The organism is Salinarimonas rosea DSM 21201 (genome assembly GCF_000429045.1).
GTDB lineage: Bacteria > Pseudomonadota > Alphaproteobacteria > Rhizobiales > Beijerinckiaceae > Salinarimonas > Salinarimonas rosea.
In genome coordinates, this window is the sequence record NZ_AUBC01000006.1 from 113239 (window position 1) to 129855 (window position 16617).

Annotated in this window: 16 protein-coding genes; 8 read left to right on the forward strand and 8 right to left on the reverse strand. The window is 73.3% G+C overall.

Going from position 1 to position 16617, the window contains the following annotated elements; genetic code table 11:
- Nucleotide 1 precedes the first annotated feature (1 nt).
- Entirely contained in the window at nt 2-415 is a 414-nt protein-coding gene (flgD, locus tag G407_RS0105725; protein ID WP_029030046.1) for a flagellar hook assembly protein FlgD, read from the forward strand.
- Entirely contained in the window at nt 415-681 is a 267-nt protein-coding gene (gene fliQ, locus G407_RS0105730; RefSeq protein WP_029030047.1) for a flagellar biosynthesis protein FliQ, read from the forward strand. The genes flgD and fliQ overlap by 1 nt, the downstream gene beginning before the upstream one ends.
- A gap of 18 nt (nt 682-699) precedes the next feature.
- Here fliQ and G407_RS0105735 read toward each other — a convergent pair whose 3' ends face one another.
- The 6 genes from G407_RS0105735 to G407_RS0105760 form a co-directional block, all read right to left on the reverse strand.
- Nucleotides 700-2523 (reverse strand): putative bifunctional diguanylate cyclase/phosphodiesterase, encoded by a 1824-nt coding sequence (locus G407_RS0105735; protein WP_029030048.1) that lies wholly within the window; start codon nt 2521-2523, stop codon nt 700-702.
- Nucleotides 2524-2595: 72 nt separating this feature from the next.
- The gene (locus tag G407_RS0105740; RefSeq protein WP_029030049.1) at nt 2596-3729 is read right to left on the reverse strand and encodes an anhydro-N-acetylmuramic acid kinase; all 1134 of its coding nucleotides are present in this window, start codon (nt 3727-3729) and stop codon (nt 2596-2598) included.
- Nucleotides 3730-3755: 26 nt separating this feature from the next.
- Nucleotides 3756-4475, reverse strand: coding sequence for a DUF1045 domain-containing protein (locus G407_RS0105745; RefSeq protein ID WP_029030050.1), 720 nt, complete (start codon nt 4473-4475; stop codon nt 3756-3758).
- Nucleotides 4472-6085 (reverse strand): gamma-glutamyltransferase family protein, encoded by a 1614-nt coding sequence (locus G407_RS0105750; RefSeq protein ID WP_029030051.1) that lies wholly within the window; start codon nt 6083-6085, stop codon nt 4472-4474. The genes G407_RS0105745 and G407_RS0105750 overlap by 4 nt, the downstream gene beginning before the upstream one ends.
- 154 nt (nt 6086-6239) lie before the next feature.
- Nucleotides 6240-6965 (reverse strand): acetoacetyl-CoA reductase, encoded by a 726-nt coding sequence (gene phbB / locus G407_RS0105755; protein ID WP_029030052.1) that lies wholly within the window; start codon nt 6963-6965, stop codon nt 6240-6242.
- An 85-nt stretch (nt 6966-7050) separates the two neighbouring features.
- Nucleotides 7051-8229 (reverse strand): acetyl-CoA C-acetyltransferase, encoded by a 1179-nt coding sequence (locus G407_RS0105760; RefSeq protein WP_029030053.1) that lies wholly within the window; start codon nt 8227-8229, stop codon nt 7051-7053.
- Nucleotides 8230-8520: 291 nt separating this feature from the next.
- On the opposite strand from G407_RS0105760, the gene phaR reads away from it, so the two are divergent.
- From phaR to lptB, 5 genes are all read left to right on the forward strand, one after another.
- Nucleotides 8521-9174 carry a polyhydroxyalkanoate synthesis repressor PhaR gene (phaR, locus tag G407_RS0105765; protein ID WP_029030054.1) on the forward strand — a complete coding sequence of 218 codons (654 nt, stop codon included), beginning with the start codon at nt 8521-8523 and terminating at the stop codon, nt 9172-9174.
- Nucleotides 9175-9289: 115 nt separating this feature from the next.
- Nucleotides 9290-9904 carry a ribonuclease D gene (locus G407_RS0105770; RefSeq protein WP_029030055.1) on the forward strand — a complete coding sequence of 205 codons (615 nt, stop codon included), beginning with the start codon at nt 9290-9292 and terminating at the stop codon, nt 9902-9904.
- A 136-nt stretch (nt 9905-10040) separates the two neighbouring features.
- Entirely contained in the window at nt 10041-10793 is a 753-nt protein-coding gene (locus tag G407_RS25960) for a hypothetical protein (RefSeq protein ID WP_052340999.1), read from the forward strand.
- Between the two features lie 44 nt (nt 10794-10837).
- Nucleotides 10838-11425, forward strand: a complete 588-nt coding sequence (locus G407_RS25965; protein ID WP_156917479.1) for an LptA/OstA family protein — start codon at nt 10838-10840, stop codon at nt 11423-11425.
- A 361-nt stretch (nt 11426-11786) separates the two neighbouring features.
- Complete coding sequence (lptB, locus tag G407_RS25970) at nt 11787-12626, forward strand: LPS export ABC transporter ATP-binding protein (protein WP_084327355.1); 840 nt, start codon at nt 11787-11789, stop codon at nt 12624-12626.
- On the opposite strand, the gene G407_RS25975 is transcribed toward lptB, so the two are convergent.
- On the reverse strand, nt 12623-14362 hold the full coding sequence (locus G407_RS25975; protein WP_043539028.1) for a mechanosensitive ion channel family protein: 1740 nt from the start codon (nt 14360-14362) through the stop codon (nt 12623-12625). The two genes, lptB and G407_RS25975, sit on opposite strands and share 4 nt — an antisense overlap.
- A gap of 107 nt (nt 14363-14469) precedes the next feature.
- Entirely contained in the window at nt 14470-15768 is a 1299-nt protein-coding gene (locus tag G407_RS0105795; protein WP_029030056.1) for an NAD(P)H-dependent oxidoreductase, read from the reverse strand.
- A 175-nt stretch (nt 15769-15943) separates the two neighbouring features.
- Between G407_RS0105795 and G407_RS0105800 the strand changes: the two genes are divergently transcribed.
- Complete coding sequence (locus G407_RS0105800; RefSeq protein ID WP_029030057.1) at nt 15944-16579, forward strand: DUF1236 domain-containing protein; 636 nt, start codon at nt 15944-15946, stop codon at nt 16577-16579.
- Nucleotides 16580-16617: the final 38 nt, after the last annotated feature.

Below are 16617 nucleotides of genomic sequence, written 5' to 3' on the forward strand. Positions count from 1 at the left end.
GATGGACGTCGCCTCCGCCACCGCCACGCAGCCCGGCGCCCCGACCGGGAGCCCCGGCCGCCCCGCCAGCGCCGGCGGCGCCGGCAGCATGGACTACGACAGCTTCCTGCGCCTGCTCATCGCCCAGATGAAGAACCAGGACCCGTTGAACCCGATGGACCCGTCGGAGCAGGTCGCCCAGCTCGCGACCTTCTCCATGGTCGAGCAGGCGATCATGACCAACAAGAAGCTCGACGGGCTCCTCTCCGCCACCTCGCTCGCCCAGGCGAGCGACCTGATCGGGCGCACGGCGACCTCCGCCGACGGGTCGATCTCGGGCGAGATCACCGGCGTGCGCCTCACCGACGAGGGTCCGCTCGCGACGCTGTCGGGCGGCGAGACGCTCCTCGTCGGTCCCGGCGTGAGGCTCGGCTGATGAACGCGGTCGACGCGCTCGACCTCGTCCAGGCGGCGATCTGGACCGTCATCGTCGCCTCCGCCCCGGCGGTCGCCGTGGCGATGGGGGTCGGCATCGTCATCGCGCTCGGCCAGGCGCTCACCCAGATCCAGGAGATGACGCTCACCTTCATCCCGAAGATCGTCGCCATCCTCCTGGTGATCCTCTTCACCGCCCCGTTCATGGGGGCGCAGCTCTTCACCTTCACCGAGAGCGTCTACGAGCGCATCGAGACGGGGTTCTGAGGCCGGGCGCGCTCCCGCTCAGGCGGCGGAGGCCTCGCGCCGGGCCGGCGCCGCCGTCGGCCGCCCCAGCCGGCGGTAGAGCTCGAGCGCGATCGCGGGGGCCTCGGCGCGGCCGAACAGGAAGCCCTGGCCGAGCGTGCAGCCCATGGCGCGCAATTCCTCGGCCTGCCGCATCGTCTCGATGCCCTCGGCGATGAGGTTGAGGGAGAGCCCGCGCGAGATCGCGAGCAGCGCCTCGACGATGGTGCGCGCCCGCGGGTCCGTGCGCATGCGCGAGACGAAGGCGCGGTCGATCTTGATGACGTCGACCGGCAGCTCGAGCAGATGCGTGAGCGACGCGAAGCCGGTGCCGAAATCGTCGAGCGCGACGCGGACGCCCCGGCGCTTGAGCGCGGCGAGCGTGGTGGTGACGGCCCGGTCGCCCGCGCGCATCACCGCGTTCTCGGTGATCTCGACGGCGATCCGCGAGGGCGCGATGCCGACGCGCTCGCAGGCGCGGGCGAGGCGCCGGTCGAGCCCGCCCCGGGCGAGATCGAAGGCGGTGACGTTGATGCCGATGGTCGGCGCGCCGATGCCGGCGTCGTCCCATTCCCGGATCGTCGCGGCGACGCGTGCGAGCGTCGCGTCGGTGATGGCGCAGGCGATGCCCGCGTCGTCGAGCGCCGCCTGGAAGGCGCCGGCACTGACGACGACCCCGTCCTCCCGGCGCATGCGCGCGAGCGCCTCCATGGCGACGATGCGCCCGTCGGAGAGGTCGACGATCGGCTGCAGCCAGGTCGTCATGCGCTCGTCCGCGAGCGCCGTGCCGACCTCGCGGATTGCCTCGAGCCGCGAGCCGATGGCGGTGCGCATGCCCTCCTTGTACATCATGTAGCTGCCGCGCCGCTCGGCCTTGGCGTGGTAGAGCGCGAGGTCCGCCTTGCGCCTCAGCTCGCACGTCCCCTTGTCGATCGCCGCGCCGATCGTGACGCTCGGTGCGCCGAGCGCCGTGGCGTCCTGGGGCAGCGCGTGCAGGCGCCGGAAGATCGACGAGGCGAGCGCCCGGAGCGACTGGGGCGTCGCGGCCTCCGGGCGCAGGAGCGCGAACTCGTCGCCCCCGATCCGGTAGGCGCGGATGCCCCCGTCGAGCTCCGCCAGGACCGAGGCGACGGACGCGACGAGCGCGTCTCCCGCCGCGTGGCCGAGCGTGTCGTTGACGATCTTGAGCCCGTCGACGTCGACGAGGAGCAGCCCGGTCGCGCAGGGCCCGCGTCCGGCGAGCGCCCCGAGATCCTCCTCGAAGGCGGTCCGGTTGGGCAGGCCGGTGAGCTGATCGGCGAGCGCGAGCCGGCGATTGCGGGCGATGAGCAGGTCGTGCTCCATCGCGATCGAGCACAGGTGCGTGCAGCGCTCGATGATGGCGCGGTGCGCGGGCGCGGGGCCGCGGCATTCGCGGTAGTAGAGCGCGAAGGTGCCGAGCACCCGCCCGTCCGTGCCGCGCACGGGCCGCGACCAGCAGGCGGCGACGCCGGCATCGAGCGCGAGATGCGCGAAACCGTCCCAGAGCGGATCGGTGGCGATGTCCTCGACGAGCACCTCCCGCCCGAGGAAGGCGGCTGTGCCGCAGGACCCCGCCTTCGGCCCGATCGGCACGCCGTCGACCGACGCGGAGAAGCCCCCGGGCAGGCTCGGCGCCGCGATCGGCCGCAGCCGCCGCTCGTCGTCCACCGCCAGCACGGAGCAGACGACGGACGCGTCGTGCGCCTCCACGAGCCGGCAGAGCCGCTCGGCCAGCTCGCAGAGCGGCACGCCCCGCGCCACGAGCTCGAGGACCTCGTTCTGTATCGCCTGCAACGCTTGCATGCCCGTCCCACAACGCGTTCCCGTAGGGCCGCCATCATGCCCGGGAAGAGTGAAGAAAGGGCTGCGATGCTCCTATGCGTCGGGTCGCAGCGCCTCGGCGTGCGCCACGCGGCCTCCGCCCGTCGGCACGGGCACGCCCGTCGTCGTCGGGTAGGAATACGGCATGCCACGCAGGACGCGGGCGGCGAGGAAGGCGAAGCACTCGGCCTCCACGGCGTCGCCGCGCCAGCCGACCGCCTCGGCGGGCAGGACCTCGACGCCGGCGCGCGCGCCGATCATGCGCATGAGGGTGGGGTTGCGCCGGCCCCCGCCGGAGACGACGAGGCGGCTCGGGCGGCCCGGCAGGCGGTCGAGGCCGCGGCCCACCGCCCCGGCGGTGAAGGCCGTGAGCGTCGCCGCGCCGTCGGCGAGCGAGAGGCCGTCGGCCATCGCCGCCTCGAAGCCGAAGCGGTCGAGGCTCTTGGGATAGGGCGCGGCGAGATAGGGGTGCTCGAGCAGGCGCGCGAGCCGGGCCTCGTCCACGTTCCCCTCCGCGCCGAGGGCGCCGTCGACGTCCATCGCCGCGCCGGTGTGGCGGGCGACCCAGTCGTTGAGCGGGGCGTTCGCCGGTCCGGTGTCGAAGGCGTGGAGCTTGCCGCCGGCGTCGCGCCAGGTGAGGTTCGCGACGCCGCCGAGGTTGAGCACGGCGGTCTCCGGCCCGGCGCCGATCGTGTCGAGGAGCGCCGCGTGGTAGGCGGGCGCCAGCGGCGCGCCCTGGCCGCCGGCGGCGACATCCGCCGAGCGGAAGTCGAAGACCGTCTCGATGCCGGTGATCGCCGCCATCAGCGCCCCGTCGCCGAGCTGGCGCGTCGCGCCCGGCCGCCCGCCGGCGGGGCCGCGATGCAGCACCGTCTGGCCGTGGAAGCCGATCGCCGTCACGTCCGCCGGCGCGATGCCGTTGTGGGAGAGGAAGTCGTTCACCGCCAGCGCCTGCGCCCGGGTGAGCGCGGCCTCCGCCTCGGCGAAGATCGCGGGCTCCGGACCCGCGAAGTCCCAGGCGCGCGCGGCGGCGAGCGTGCCCTGGAGAAGGCCCCGCAGGTCCCCGCCGTAGGGCGCGAGCGTCCAGGGGCCGAAGGCCGCGATCCGCACGCCGTCGGTATCGAGCGCGGCGATGTCGACATTGCCGTCGAGCACGGTGCCGGTCATCAGGCCCAGCGTCCAGGGCATCGGGAATCTCCGGAGGGCGAGTGTGTTCAGACGAGGAGGACCCGCTCGCGCACGACGAATCGCGAGGCGGGGTCCTCCGCGCGATCCTGCACGAACAGCGCGATCTGGTCGACGAGGAGCCCCGGCTCGGAGACCCGCTCCGCGTGGAGCGCGGAGAGCTCGGCGACGAGGCCCGGCACGGCGGCGGCGGGGGCGCGGCCCGTGAGCGTCAGGTGGAAGCGGAAGCGCGAGAGGACGCCGGGATAGCCCCAGCGCATCAGGTTCTCGCGCTCCTCCTCCGAGAGCCGCTCCGGACGGCGCCGGGCGATCTCGGCGTCCGTCAGCGGGGCGCGGAAGGCGTCGAAGCCGGTGACGATGGCGCGCTCCAGCGCGACGAGCTCCGGCGTCGGCTGCGGCTCGACGAGGGCGAGGAAGGCGTTGCCGTCGGAGTCGGCGCCCACCGCGCGGACCTCGAGCCGCGGTAGCCGGAAGGCCGCGCGCCCGGCGCAGAAGTCGTGCAAGGCGCCGACGAGCGCGTCCGCGTCCCGGTCCTCCGCGAGCCGGAAGGGCGGCTTCATCGTGGCGTGGAAGCCGTAGCGCCGCGGGTCCTCGGTCAGCGCCCGGAAGCCGCCCGCCTCGCAGGAGGGCGGCACGAGCTGGGGGACGTCCGCCCCGGTCTCCGCATCGTAGCCGAGCACCTCCGAGCCGAAGCGCCAGAGCTCGGAATGGGCGGGCGGGGCGATGTAGAGGGCATAGCGGGTGGTCATGATCCGAGCGCGGCTCCGTCCGAGCGGGGGTCGTGCGTCGCCTCGACCCGCCCGTCGCCCGGATGCTTCGCGAGAAGCCCCGCATGGCCGAGCGTGTCGGAATAGGGCGCGTCGAGCACCTCGACGCGGTGGCCCAGGCGATCGAGGCCGGCGATCAGGCTCTCGTCGAAGCGGCTCTCGAGCTTGAGGGAGGTCGATGTCTCGCCCCAGGTACGGCCGAGCAGCCAGCGCGGCGCGTCGACCGCCTCCGCGGGGGAGGCGCCGGCGCGGTAGCGGGAGAGGACCTGTGCTTGGGTCTGCGGCTGGCCGTCGCCGCCCATGCAGCCGTAGGCGACGACGCGCCCGTCGGCGAAGCGGGCGATCGGCGGGTTCAACGTGTGGAAGGGCTTGCGGCCCGGCGCGAGCGGGTTCGCGGCGTCGCGCGCGAGGGAGAAGGCCGCACCGCGATTCTGCAGCGTGATCCCGGTCCCCGGCAGCACGCAGCCCGAGCCGTATTCCCAGTAGAGCGATTGGATGAAGGAGACGGCGAGCCCGTCCTTGTCGATCGCGCCCATCCAGATCGTGTCCGCCTCGCCCCCGCCTTGCGGCCACGGCGCGGCGCGGCTCATGGAGATCGCCGCCGACTCCCGGGCGAGGATCGGGTCGGCGAGGAGGTCCTGCGGGTCGCCGTCGACGAGGGCGGGGTCGCGCACGGCGCGGTCGCGGATCGCGAAGGCGCGCTTGACCGATTCGACGAGGCCGTGGTGCCAGGAGACCGTGTCCGGCCGCCCGAGCGCGAGCCGCTCGGCAATACCCAGGATCGCGAGGGAGGCGAGGCCCTGGCTCGGCGGCGGCAGGTTGAAGACCTCGACGCCGGGGAGCTTCAGCGAAAGCGGCCGGACGGCCCGCGCCTCGTAGCGGCGCAGGTCCGCGCGCGTGATCGGCGCGCCGATGCGCTCCAGCCCCGACGCGATCTCCCGGGCGACGTCGCCCTCGTAGAAGTCGCGCAGGCCGGCGTCCGCCAGATAGGCGAGCGTATCGGCGAGCGCGGGCAAGCGGCGCGGGGCGCCCGCCTCCGGCGGGGCGCCGTCGACGAAGTACGTGTCGCGGAAGCCGGGCGCGTCCTCGAGCGCGGTGCGCTCGTTGGGGCCCTTGCCCGACGCCCAGAGCCGCGCCTCGCTGCCCGAGACGGGGACGCCCTCGCGGGCGCGGCGGATCGCGTCGGAGAGCAGCGTCGCGAGCGGCAGCCGGCCGCCCCGGGCGCGGGCGAGCTCCCCGGCGAGCCGCCAGCCGTCGACCGCGCCCGGCACGGTGAGCGCGGCGAGGGGGCCCCGGGCGGGCACGGCGTCGAGGCCGCGCTCCCGGTAGAGCGCGGGCGTCGCGCTCGCGCCCGCGAAGCCGGCGGCGTCGATGGCGTGCACCCGCCCGTTCGGCTCGGCCACGCACCAGAAGGCGTCCCCGCCGATGCCGTTCATGTGCGGGTAGACGACCGCGATGGTCGCCGCCATGGCGATCATGGCCTCGGCCGCGTTGCCGCCCTCGATCAGGATCGCGCGGCCGGCCTGCGCGGCGGCGTCGTGCGGCGCGGCGACGGCGGCTGTGGGAAACGTCGGCGTCTCGAGGCGGGGCATGGCGGCTCCGGGGGCGCGCCGGCCTCCCCGGCGCGTGTCCCGTGTCTAGCGCGCGTTGCGGCGCGTGGCGAGAGGGGATGCCCCTCGCCACGACCGCCTCGCGCCGGCTTCCTCGCGCCGGCTTCCTCGCGCCGGCTTCCTCACGCCGGCTTCCTCACGCCATGTACTGCCCGCCGTTCACCGACAGCGTCGAGCCGGTGATGAAGCCCGCCCCGTCCGACGCGAGGAAGGCGACGCAGCGGGCGATCTCCTCGGCCTCGCCGAGGCGCCCGACCGGGATCTGCGGGATGATCTTGGTGTCGAGAACCTCCTTCGGCACCGCCATCACCATCTCGGTGCCGATGTAGCCCGGCGCGATGACGTTGACGGTGATGCCCTTCGCCGCGTTCTCCTGCGCCAGCGCTTTGGCGAAGCCGATCACGCCGGCCTTGGCGGCGGAGTAGTTCGCCTGGCCCATCTGGCCCTTCTGGCCGTTGATGGAGGAGATGATGATGATGCGCCCGAACTTGCGCGCCTGCATGCCCTCGATCAGGGGCCGCGTCATCGTGAACATCGAATCGAGGTTCGTGCGCATGACCTCCGACCATTGCTCGAAGGTCATCTTGTGGAACATACGGTCGCGCGTGATGCCGGCGTTGTTGACGAGCACCTCGACGGGGCCGAGATCGCCCTCGATCGCCTTCAGCCCCGCCTCGCAGGCGGCGGCGTCGGCGACGTCGAACTTGTAGACGGGAATGCCCGTCTCCTCCTTGAAGGCGTTGGCCTTCTCGTCGTTGCCGGCATAGGTGGCGGCGACCTTGTAGCCGGCTTCCTTCAGGCCCTTGGAAATCGCGGCTCCGATGCCGCGGGTGCCCCCGGTGACCACTGCGACGCGTGACATGGCTGTTCCTCCCAGATGAACTCGTCTCGTGCGGCCGGGCGCGGCCGGCGTGCCGCCTCCCGGCCGGGATGTCGCGCGCGGGCGATCAGCGCTCCAGGCACATGGCGACGCCCATGCCGCCGCCGATGCAGAGGGTGGCGAGGCCCTTCTTGGCGTCGCGCTTGCCCATCTCGAACAGGAGCGTGGTGAGCACGCGCGCGCCGGACGCGCCGATCGGGTGGCCGATGGCGATGGCGCCGCCGTTGACGTTCACGATCTGCGGGTCCCAGCCCATGTCCTTGTTGACCGCGAGCGCCTGGGCGGCGAAGGCCTCGTTCGCCTCGACGAGGTCGAGGTCCTGGACCTTCCAGCCGGCGCGCTCGAGCGCCTTGCGCGAGGACGGGATCGGGCCGGTGCCCATCACCGCGGGATCGACGCCCGCCGTCGCCCAGGAGGCGATGCGCGCGAGCGGGGTCAGCCCGCGACGCTCGGCCTCGGCCGCCGTCATCAGCACGAGCGCGGCCGCGCCGTCGTTGATGCCCGACGCGTTGCCGGCGGTGACGGTGCCCTCCTTCGAGAAGGCGGGCTTGAGCTTGCCCACCGCGTCCATGGTCGTGCCGTGGCGGGGATACTCGTCGGCGGCGATCACCGTCTCGCCCTTGCGGGTCTTCACCGTGAAGGCGACGATCTCGTCGTCGAAGCGCCCGGCCTTCTGCGCCGCCTCGGCCTTGTTCTGCGAGGCCACAGCGAAGGCGTCCTGCTCCTCGCGGGTGAGCTGCCAGCGGGCGGCGACGTTCTCGGCGGTGTTGCCCATGTGGTAGCCGTGAAAGGCGTCCAGCAGGCCGTCCTTGAGCATCGTGTCGACGAGCTTGAGCTCGCCCATCTTGGTGCCCGCGCGCATGTGCGCGGCGTGGGGCGCCATCGACATGCTCTCCTGCCCGCCGGCGACGACGATCTTCGCGTCGCCGGTGGCGATCTGCTGCATGCCGAGCGCCACCGCGCGCAGGCCCGAGCCGCAGAGCTGGTTGATGCCGAAGGCGGTCGCCTCCTGCGGGACGCCCGCCTTCATCGCCGCCTGGCGCGCCGGGTTCTGGCCCTCGCCGCCGGCGAGGATCTGCCCGAGGATGACCTCGTCGACCTCCGCGCCGTCGACGCCGGCGCGCTCGAGCGCGCCCTTGACGGCGGTGGCCCCGAGCTCGTGGGCGGGCACGGCCGCGAACGCGCCGTTGAAGGCTCCGACGGGCGTGCGCGCGGCGGAGACGATGACGATGTCCTGAGCGGCCATGGCGATCCTTCCTGGTGTTCGGCTCTCGGCGCCGGATCGGCGCCCGTGTTCAAGGCTATCGAACCGGAGCGCGCGCTTCAGTCAAGGCCGTGCAAGCACGCACCTCCCGCGGCGCGGGGTGGCATCGCGGCCGGCGCGGTGCGGTGCGAAATAGCTGTTTCGGAGGCGGCACGAAGCTTCTAAGGTCTCGTCCCGGGGAAACGCTCGGCGGGCCGGTCAGACGAATTGACGAGGCGGACCCGCCGCGACGTACCGCGCGAACGACCCCCGATGTCGAGTGACGAGGGCGCCATGGCCAGCGACGAGAAGCAGCCGACCGTCATCAAGAAGTACGCCAACCGCAGGCTCTACCACACCGGGACCTCGACCTACGTGACGCTCGAGGACCTCGGCCGGATGGTGCGCGAGGGCGAGGACTTCGCGGTCACCGACGCGAAGACCGGCGAGGACATCACCCGCTCGGTGCTCACCCAGATCATCTTCGAGCAGGAGAACAAGGAGGGCGCGCAGACCATGCTGCCCATCGCCTTCCTGCGCCAGCTCATCCGGCTCTACGGCGATTCGATGCAGGCGGTCGTCCCCGCCTACCTGGAGTTCTCGATGGAGAGCTTCCTGCGGGAGCAGGCGAAGCTGCGCGAGCAGATGACCACCGCCTTCGGCGGCAAGGCCTTCACCACGCTCGAGGAGCAGGTGCGCGCCAACATGAGCCTGTTCTCGGACGCGATGCGCATGTTCTCCCCCTTCCCGGGCGTGCGCGCGGAGGCGGTGAAGCGCCACGCCGATGCGGTGGGAGAGGGCTCCAACGGCGGCGGCAAGGGGGCCGGCAAGGGGGCCGGCGAGAGGGCCGGTATGGGTGACGCGGACTCCACCCGCGAGCTCGACGACCTCAAGGCCCAGATGGCCGAGATGCAGGCGAAGCTGAGGGAGATCACCGACAAGGGCTGAGCCGGCGGGCGGGCGGAGTCCGGCCGGCGCGTGCCGGCCGCGCATTTGACATCGTCGCCGCGGCCGTGGAACACGTCCCGCGACCATCCGAACACGCGAGACGAGCGCCAGAAGCATGACCGTCCGGCTGCACCGCGGGGACCTGCCCGCCTCCTACGACCCCGGTACCGCCATCGCGGTCGACACCGAGACCCTCGGGCTCAACCCGCTGCGCGACCGGCTGTGCGTCGTGCAGGTCTCCCGCGGGGACGGAGACGCCGACGTCGTGCAGATCCTGCGCGACGGCCCGCGCCCGGAGCGGCTCGCGGCGGTGATGGCGGATCCGGCCGTGCTCAAGATCTTCCACTTCGCCCGCTTCGATCTCGCGGTGCTCCAGCACGCGCTCGGCACGATGCCGGGGCCGGTCTACTGCACCAAGATCGCCTCCAAGCTCGTGCGCACCTACACCGATCGCCACGGCCTCAAGGACCTCGTGCGCGAGCTTCTCGGCCAGGAGATCTCGAAGCAGCAGCAGAGCTCGGACTGGGGCGCCGACACGCTCACCTCGGCGCAGATCGAGTACGCGGCCTCGGACGTGCTGCACCTGCATGCGCTCAAGGACCAGCTCGACCTGCGCCTCGCCCGCGAGGACCGTACGGCGCTGGCGCGGGCCTGCTTCGAGTTCCTGCCGACGCGCGCGCGGCTCGACCTGCTCGGCTGGCCGGAGACGGACATCTTCGCGCATTCCTGACGGCGCCGCCCACGAGGCGTTTGCACGCCCGCGCGCGGAGAGGCATAAGACGGGTTGCGGCAGGCCTCATCTTCGCCACGTGCGGAGGGGATGACGCAGCCGCCACTTCGCCTCGAGGGGCTCCTGAGGACCGCGCGTGCACGCCAGAGCGCTGACCGACCCGCAGACCGCATCGGCGTCCGCCCGCGCGCGCCGCAGCTATGCGCGCGCGCTCGCGCATTCCCGGCGCGTGCGCTTTCTCAAGCGCGCGATCCCCGTGGGTGCGGCGGGGGCGGTGGTTCTCGTCGCGACGATCACGCTGTTCAATCCCTTCGCGTCGCAGGGTGGGCTGTCGATCGGGCCGGTGAACGTCTCGGGGACGCGCATCGTCATGGACAGCCCGCGCCTGTCGGGCTTCCAGGACGACACGCGGCCCTACGAGGTCACCGCGACGGAGGCCTCCCAGGACGTGCGCACGCCCCATCTCGTCGACCTCGTCGATCTGCGCGCCCGCGTGTCCGTCGACGACGGGGGCAATGTCGTGCGGGTCGAGGCGGCGACCGGGCGCTTCGACACGCAGATCGAGCTCCTGACGCTGGAGCGCGACGTGCGCGTCACCTCGACGCTCGGCTACACCGCCGACCTGCGCTCCGCGACGGTGGACTTCGCCGCCGGCACCGTCGTCTCCGATGAGCCGGTGCGGGTCGGCGTCGGGTCGGGGGTGATCGAGGCGCAGACGCTGTCGCTGACCGGCGGCGGCGACGTCATCACCTTCGTCGGCGGCGTCACCTCGACCTTCCTCCTCGGCGCGGAGGGCGATCCGGAGGCGGAGCGCGAGGCGGACGCCGCGCGCGACCGGGCGGCGTCCGCCGCGGCCGTCCCCGCCGAGGTTCGGAGCGCACGCCCGTGACCGGCCCCATCCTCTCCAGCGACCAGCCAAAGGGAGCCGCCTCCGTGCGTCGTCGATCCCGCCTCGCCGCGTCCGTCGTCCTCGCCGGGACCTTCCTCGCCGTCGCGCAGCCCGCGCTCGCGCAGCAGGAGCCGGAGCCCCGCACCGGCGCCTTCGGCGGGCTCGGCTCGGGCTCGCAGGAGCCGATCCGCATCGACGCCGACCGCCTCGACGTGTTCGAGCGCGAGAGCCGGGCCGTCTACCAGGGCAACGTCGTCGCCGTTCAGGGCGACACGACGATGCGCTGCTCGGAGCTGACGATCTTCTTCCACCGTGCGGAGGAGGGGGCCCCCGGGGGGCAAGGGCAGGGGCAAGGGCAGGGGCCAGGGCAGGGCACCGAGTCCATTGACCGGATCGAGTGCGAGGGGCCGGTCACCATCCTCTCGCAGGACCAGGTGGCGACCGGCGCACGGGCGGTCTACGACCGGACCGGGGGCGAAGTCGTCCTCACCGGAGACGTCGCGCTCAGCCAGGGCCAGAACGTCACGCGCGGCGAGCGGCTCGTCTACGACGTCGATTCGGGCGTCGCCAACATCGAGGCCGGAGGCGAGCAGCGCGTGCGCGGGCTTTTCGTTCCCGGCGGCGGGCAGTAGAACCGGGCGGGCCCGAACGGGCGCGTGCGAGGATCGGGGCGAGGGGAAGGATTCGCGCGTGGATCAGAGGCGGCCGCAGACGACGGGGACGCACGGCGACGGCGCGGGGCCGCCGCGCCCGCACGACGTGCCCGCGCCGGACGACCGGGAGCCGCCGGAGGCCGGGCTGCCGCCGGAGCACTGGGGCGCACCGGACGACTGGCGCGCGCACGGCAACGCCGACGACATCGCCCAGGACGTCGCCCACGACCACGCCTACGACGAGGCCTACGACCAGAATTGGCCCGAGCCGGACTGGAGCGCGCTCGAGGAGCCGTCCGCTCCGCCGCCGCGCCCGAGCCTCGCGGCGCGCCTCAAGGGCCTGTTCGCCCGGGCGCCGCGGCGCGAGCCCGAGCTCGACGCCGCGCTCGACGACGATCCGGACTATCCGCCCCTTGCCCCCTCGCTCGCCGAGGTTCCCGGCGCGGTCTTCGGCGGGCCGGGCATCCTCGCGGTCAAGGGCCTCCAGAAATCCTACCGCGGACGCATGGTCGTCAACGACGCCGGCCTCGCCGTGCGCAACGGCGAGGCCGTGGGGCTGCTCGGCCCCAACGGTGCCGGCAAGACGACGATCTTCTACATGATCACCGGCCTCGTCGCCGCCGACCGGGGCACGATCAGCCTCGACGGCAACGACGTCACACTGATGCCGATGTACCGCCGGGCCCGCCTCGGCATCGGCTACCTGCCGCAGGAGGCCTCGATCTTCCGCGGCCTCAATGTCGAGGACAACATCCGCGCGGTTCTGGAAGTGGTCGAGCCCGACCGCGACCGCCGCGAGGCGAAGCTCGACGAGCTGCTCGAGGAGTTCAACATCGCGCGCCTGCGCAAGTCGCCCTCGATCGCGCTGTCGGGCGGCGAGCGGCGGCGCTGCGAGATCGCCCGGGCGCTGGCCTCCGATCCCTCGTTCATGCTGCTCGACGAGCCCTTCGCCGGCATCGACCCGATCGCGGTGGGCGACATCCAGAACCTGGTGCGCCATCTCACCAAGCGCGGCATCGGCGTGCTGATCACGGACCACAACGTGCGCGAGACGCTCGGCCTGATCGACCGCGCCTACATCATCCATTCCGGCCGCGTGCTGACCGAGGGCCGGCCGGACGAGATCGTGGCCAACCGCGAGGTGCGCAAGCTCTACCTCGGCGAGGACTTCCGGCTCTAGGACGCACGCCGCCCCGCCCGCTCCGCAAGCGGCACGGAGCCTGCGGCGGGGCCGCGCGCCGCACGCGCGCGGTCCTCGTCGAGGAGCTGCAGGCGCCGCCGCGGCAGGTAGGCGCCGCCGTCGAGCTCCTGGAGCCAGGCGTAGAGCTTCTCGCGCACCTCATTGTGCAGGTACCAGGACGAGAGGGCGTCGATGCCGGGCAGCCAGATCCAGAGAACGGCGTGCTCGCCCTCGGTCTCGACCATCTCGACGAGGGGCGCCTCTCCCGTCAGGCGCGGATCGTGGCGCAGGATCTCCGCGAGCTTCGCGCGCACCCGCCCGACGTCGAGGCGGTAGTCGACGGCGAGCTTGACGATGCGCTTGACGGCTTCGCCCTCCTTCGACCAGTTCTCGAAGGGACGGGCCAGGAAGTCCGTGTGGGGCACGATCAGCCGTGTGTCCGTCCAGGTGCGCAGCACGGTGTGGGCGAAGGAGATGTCCTCCACCGTCGACCAATGGCCGTCGTAGACCACCACGTCCCCGATGCGCAGCGGATCGGTGAGGGCGATCTGCAGGCCCGAGACCATGTTGCCGAACAGCGGACGTGCGGCGATGGCGACGAGCACGCCCAGCGCGCCGGCCGATGCCAGGATCGACAGGCCGAAGCTGTCGAACAGCCCGACCTTGAGCAGCACCCAGCCCACGCCGACGAGGGCGATCAGGACCACGGCGAGCCGCCGCACGACGTAGACGGTGGTCTTGGTGCGCCGGTTCTCTGGATCGTCCGCGGTCAGCGGAACGACGTAGCGCTCGCTGAGCCGCCGCGTCCCCGCGTCGACGAGCCTCAGCAACAGCCACACCCCGGCGAAGAGGGCGATCACTTCCGAGGCGACATCGAGATTGGACGCGACCGGACCCGTCAGCAGGATCAGATGCTCCGTGCCGAGCCGGAATGCGAGCGCCGCCACCAGCGTGGCGAAGGGCCAGGCGGCGTGGCGGGCGTCGCGGCGCCAGAGCGTCGGCGTGCGCCGCCCGAGCGCCCGCAGGCCGTAATAGACGCCGAACCACAGCGCCACGCTCGCCAGCAGCAGGGCCGCCGCCGCGCTCCATTCCCAGGCCGACGGCCGGCCCAGCGTGTCGAGGCGGCGCTCCAGCGAAACCCAGTCGGCGAGAAGACCCGGCCGCTCCTGCGCATAGAGCGCCGAGACGCGCTCGACGACGAAGGGCGAGAACAGCCAGACCGGCTCGGCGTCGCGGGCCTGGAAGCGCTGCAGGCTGACCTGCACGGGCCGTCCCTCGAGCTCGAGGGTGCCGAGCTCGACCGAGCGGCGGCTGTAGGGGCTCATCGATTGCTGGACGGTCGGCAGCACCCGCGCGTCCGGCTGATCGGGGATCTCCGACCAGTCGATCAGGTCGTGGCGCTGCAGCAGATAGGCGAGCATCAGCGCGAGGTCGGGCGCACGCGCCGCCTGCTCCTCGGGCGGAATCGCGTCGAGGTTCAGGACGTGCCCGGCGCGGGCGAAGCGGTCGCGGCGGATCGCGTCGAGGAAGCTCTCCAGCGCGGCCCGCGGCGTGTCGAGCCGAAGCGGCGGGCGCGCCGGCTCGAGCCCGGCGTTGAGCGCCTCGATCCGGTAGGCGAACGGCGACGAGCCGCTCTCGTCCTCCTGGGCATGGACCGCCGGCACGAGGAGGGTGAGGAGCAGCGCCAGCGCGGCGGCGATGCGCGCGAGGCCGTGTTGCGGTCTCCGGAGGGGCACGGCTCGTTCGGCTTTCGGGCTCGTGGGGACGACGCCCCGGCCGCCGGGGCGCACCCTGCCGAACGTGCTGCGGCGTGCGTGGTTTCGTCGGGGCCGCGTCGGCCCGCTCAGGCCGGAACCAGCGTCTCGCGCAGCCGCTCGGCCTCGCTCGGACGAGCCCGCGGCGCGACGTCCGCCTGGGTGACGACCGCGCCCGCCGCGACGGGGCGCACGAGCCGCACGCCGTGCGCGAGGCCGATGGGAACGGCGCCGGCGGCCCGGCTCGCCGCCGCGGTCGTGACCCGGCCCCAGACCGTCCAGCCGCCCTCGCCGTCGAGCGTCTCGCCCGCGGCGAGATCGCGCTTGGCGACCGCGACGACGTCCGCGGCGAAGGCGCGGGTGGTCCCCGTCGGCTCGCCGCGCAGCGCCGCCGAGAGCACCGAGATGGACAGCTCGAGCCCGATCAGGTGGAACGGCTTGTACATCGCCGCGTAGGTGCCGCTCTGGTCCGTCGGCAGGCCGTACTGCCGGAAGCACGCCGCCGCGTAGGCGGTGGGCGCCTTCAGCACGACGTAGACGCCCCAGCGCAGGTCGCGGAAGACGGGGCGCCCGTCACGCTCGAGCGAGGAGATCACCTCGACCATCCCGTCGCGCTCGAGCAGGCCGCCGGCGTCCCGCGGGCGCAGCACGTGCGCGAGGTCGTCGACGCCGCAGGGCGGGAAGGCGAGGCCGTCCTCCGGCACCGCGAGCCCGGTGGCGTTGGCGATGGCGGCGGCCTCGATGGCGGACTTCGTGCCGTCGAGGAAGGAGTTGAACATCTTCGGGTTCATCCCCGCCGCCGCGGCAGCCTCCGGCGTGAGGCCGTAGTGCGTCCAGACGTCGTCGGGGGTGACCCCGTGGTAGGCCGGCAGGTACTTCGTGCCCTTCCCGGCGGCCGCGACGGAGAAGCCGGCGGCGCGCGCCCAGTCGACCATCTCGCACACCAGCGCCGGCTGGTCGCCGTAGGCCATGGAATAGACGACGCCCGCCTCGCGCGCCCTCTCCGCCAGCGCCGGCCCGACGAGCACGTCGGCCTCGACGTTGACCATGACGACGTGGCGCCGCGCCTCGATCGCCGCCAGCGCGTGGATCACCCCCGCCTCCGGCGCGCCCGTCGCCTCGATGACGACCTCCACGTCCTCGGCGATCGCCGCGCGCCCGTCCTCGTGGAAGCGCGTGGCCGCGATCCGGCCCTCGTCCCAGCCCACGGCCCGGCAGGTCGCCCGCGCCCGCTCCGGATCGAGATCGGCGATCGCCGCCACCTCGAGCCCGGGGATGGTCGGCACCTGCGCGAGGAACATCGCCCCGAACTTGCCCGCGCCGACGAGCGCGACGCGGACGGGGCGGGACTGCGCGGCGCGGGCGGCGGCGAGGGCGTGAAGGTTCATGGGGCGGGGGCTCCTCGGCTGGCGCTCGGTCGGCGCTCTCGAGCACGCTAGCATCGCCCGAGCGCCGGGGAAAAGCGGGGAGAACCGGCGCGCCGCCGGTGGTCGCACATCCCCGGAACATCGTCCTTCCTGCGGCGTTCGCTCGCCCGTCCTCACGAGAACGAAGGAGGGACTCATGACCCGCACCATCTTCCTCGCCGCCGCCAGCGCGGCTGCGATCGGGCTCGCCGCCCCGGCGTCCGCGCAGGTCGCTGCCACCGCCACCACCGACCTCAACATGCGCGCCGGGCCCGGCCCGAACTACGAGGTCGTCGACGTGATCGACGGCAACGCCACCGTCACGGTGCTCGGCTGCCTGCCGTCCTCGGCCTGGTGCCGCGTGCAGCACGAGGGCACCGAGGCCTGGGCCTACGGCGACTACCTCACGGCCGAGGTGGAGAACGCCCGCGTCGTCGTCACGCAGCGTCGCGAGATCGTGCCGCGGGCCGAGTGGGACCCCGTGACCGCCACGGGCGCCGTCGCCGGGGAGATCGTCGGCTCCATCATCGGCGGGACCGTCGGCGCCGTGACCGGCGCGATCGGCGGCGCCGTCGAAGGCTTCACCGCCCCGCCGCCGCCGGTGCGCACCTACGTCGTCGAGAACCGTGTCGAGCCGGTCTATCTCGAGGGTGAGGTCGTCGCCGGCGTCGGCCTGCCCCCGGCGGTGGAGCTGCGCTCGATCCCCGACTACGAGTACGAGTACGCCTACGTGAACGGCGTCCCGGTGCTCGTCGAGCCGGGCACGCGCCGCGTGGTCTACGTCGTGCGCTGAGCGCGCGGCGGAACTCGGCCCCGGCCCATGCCCAGCGG

Excerpts from the sequence above, each read along its gene's own strand:
- G407_RS0105735 (WP_029030048.1), bottom strand. The coding sequence starts at position 2,523 with ATGCAAGCGTTGCAGGCGATACAGAACGAGGTCCTCGAGCTCGTGGCG.
- fliQ (WP_029030047.1), top strand. The coding sequence starts at position 415 with ATGAACGCGGTCGACGCGCTCGACCTCGTCCAGGCGGCGATCTGGACC.
- G407_RS0105760 (WP_029030053.1), bottom strand. The coding sequence starts at position 8,229 with ATGGCCGCTCAGGACATCGTCATCGTCTCCGCCGCGCGCACGCCCGTC.
- phaR (WP_029030054.1), top strand. The coding sequence starts at position 8,521 with ATGGCCAGCGACGAGAAGCAGCCGACCGTCATCAAGAAGTACGCCAAC.
- G407_RS0105800 (WP_029030057.1), top strand. The coding sequence starts at position 15,944 with ATGACCCGCACCATCTTCCTCGCCGCCGCCAGCGCGGCTGCGATCGGG.
- G407_RS0105740 (WP_029030049.1), bottom strand. The coding sequence starts at position 3,729 with ATGCCCTGGACGCTGGGCCTGATGACCGGCACCGTGCTCGACGGCAAT.
- G407_RS0105750 (WP_029030051.1), bottom strand. The coding sequence starts at position 6,085 with ATGCCCCGCCTCGAGACGCCGACGTTTCCCACAGCCGCCGTCGCCGCG.
- flgD (WP_029030046.1), top strand. The coding sequence starts at position 2 with ATGGACGTCGCCTCCGCCACCGCCACGCAGCCCGGCGCCCCGACCGGG.
- G407_RS0105745 (WP_029030050.1), bottom strand. The coding sequence starts at position 4,475 with ATGACCACCCGCTATGCCCTCTACATCGCCCCGCCCGCCCATTCCGAG.
- phbB (WP_029030052.1), bottom strand. The coding sequence starts at position 6,965 with ATGTCACGCGTCGCAGTGGTCACCGGGGGCACCCGCGGCATCGGAGCC.
- G407_RS0105770 (WP_029030055.1), top strand. The coding sequence starts at position 9,290 with ATGACCGTCCGGCTGCACCGCGGGGACCTGCCCGCCTCCTACGACCCC.
- G407_RS0105795 (WP_029030056.1), bottom strand. The coding sequence starts at position 15,768 with ATGAACCTTCACGCCCTCGCCGCCGCCCGCGCCGCGCAGTCCCGCCCC.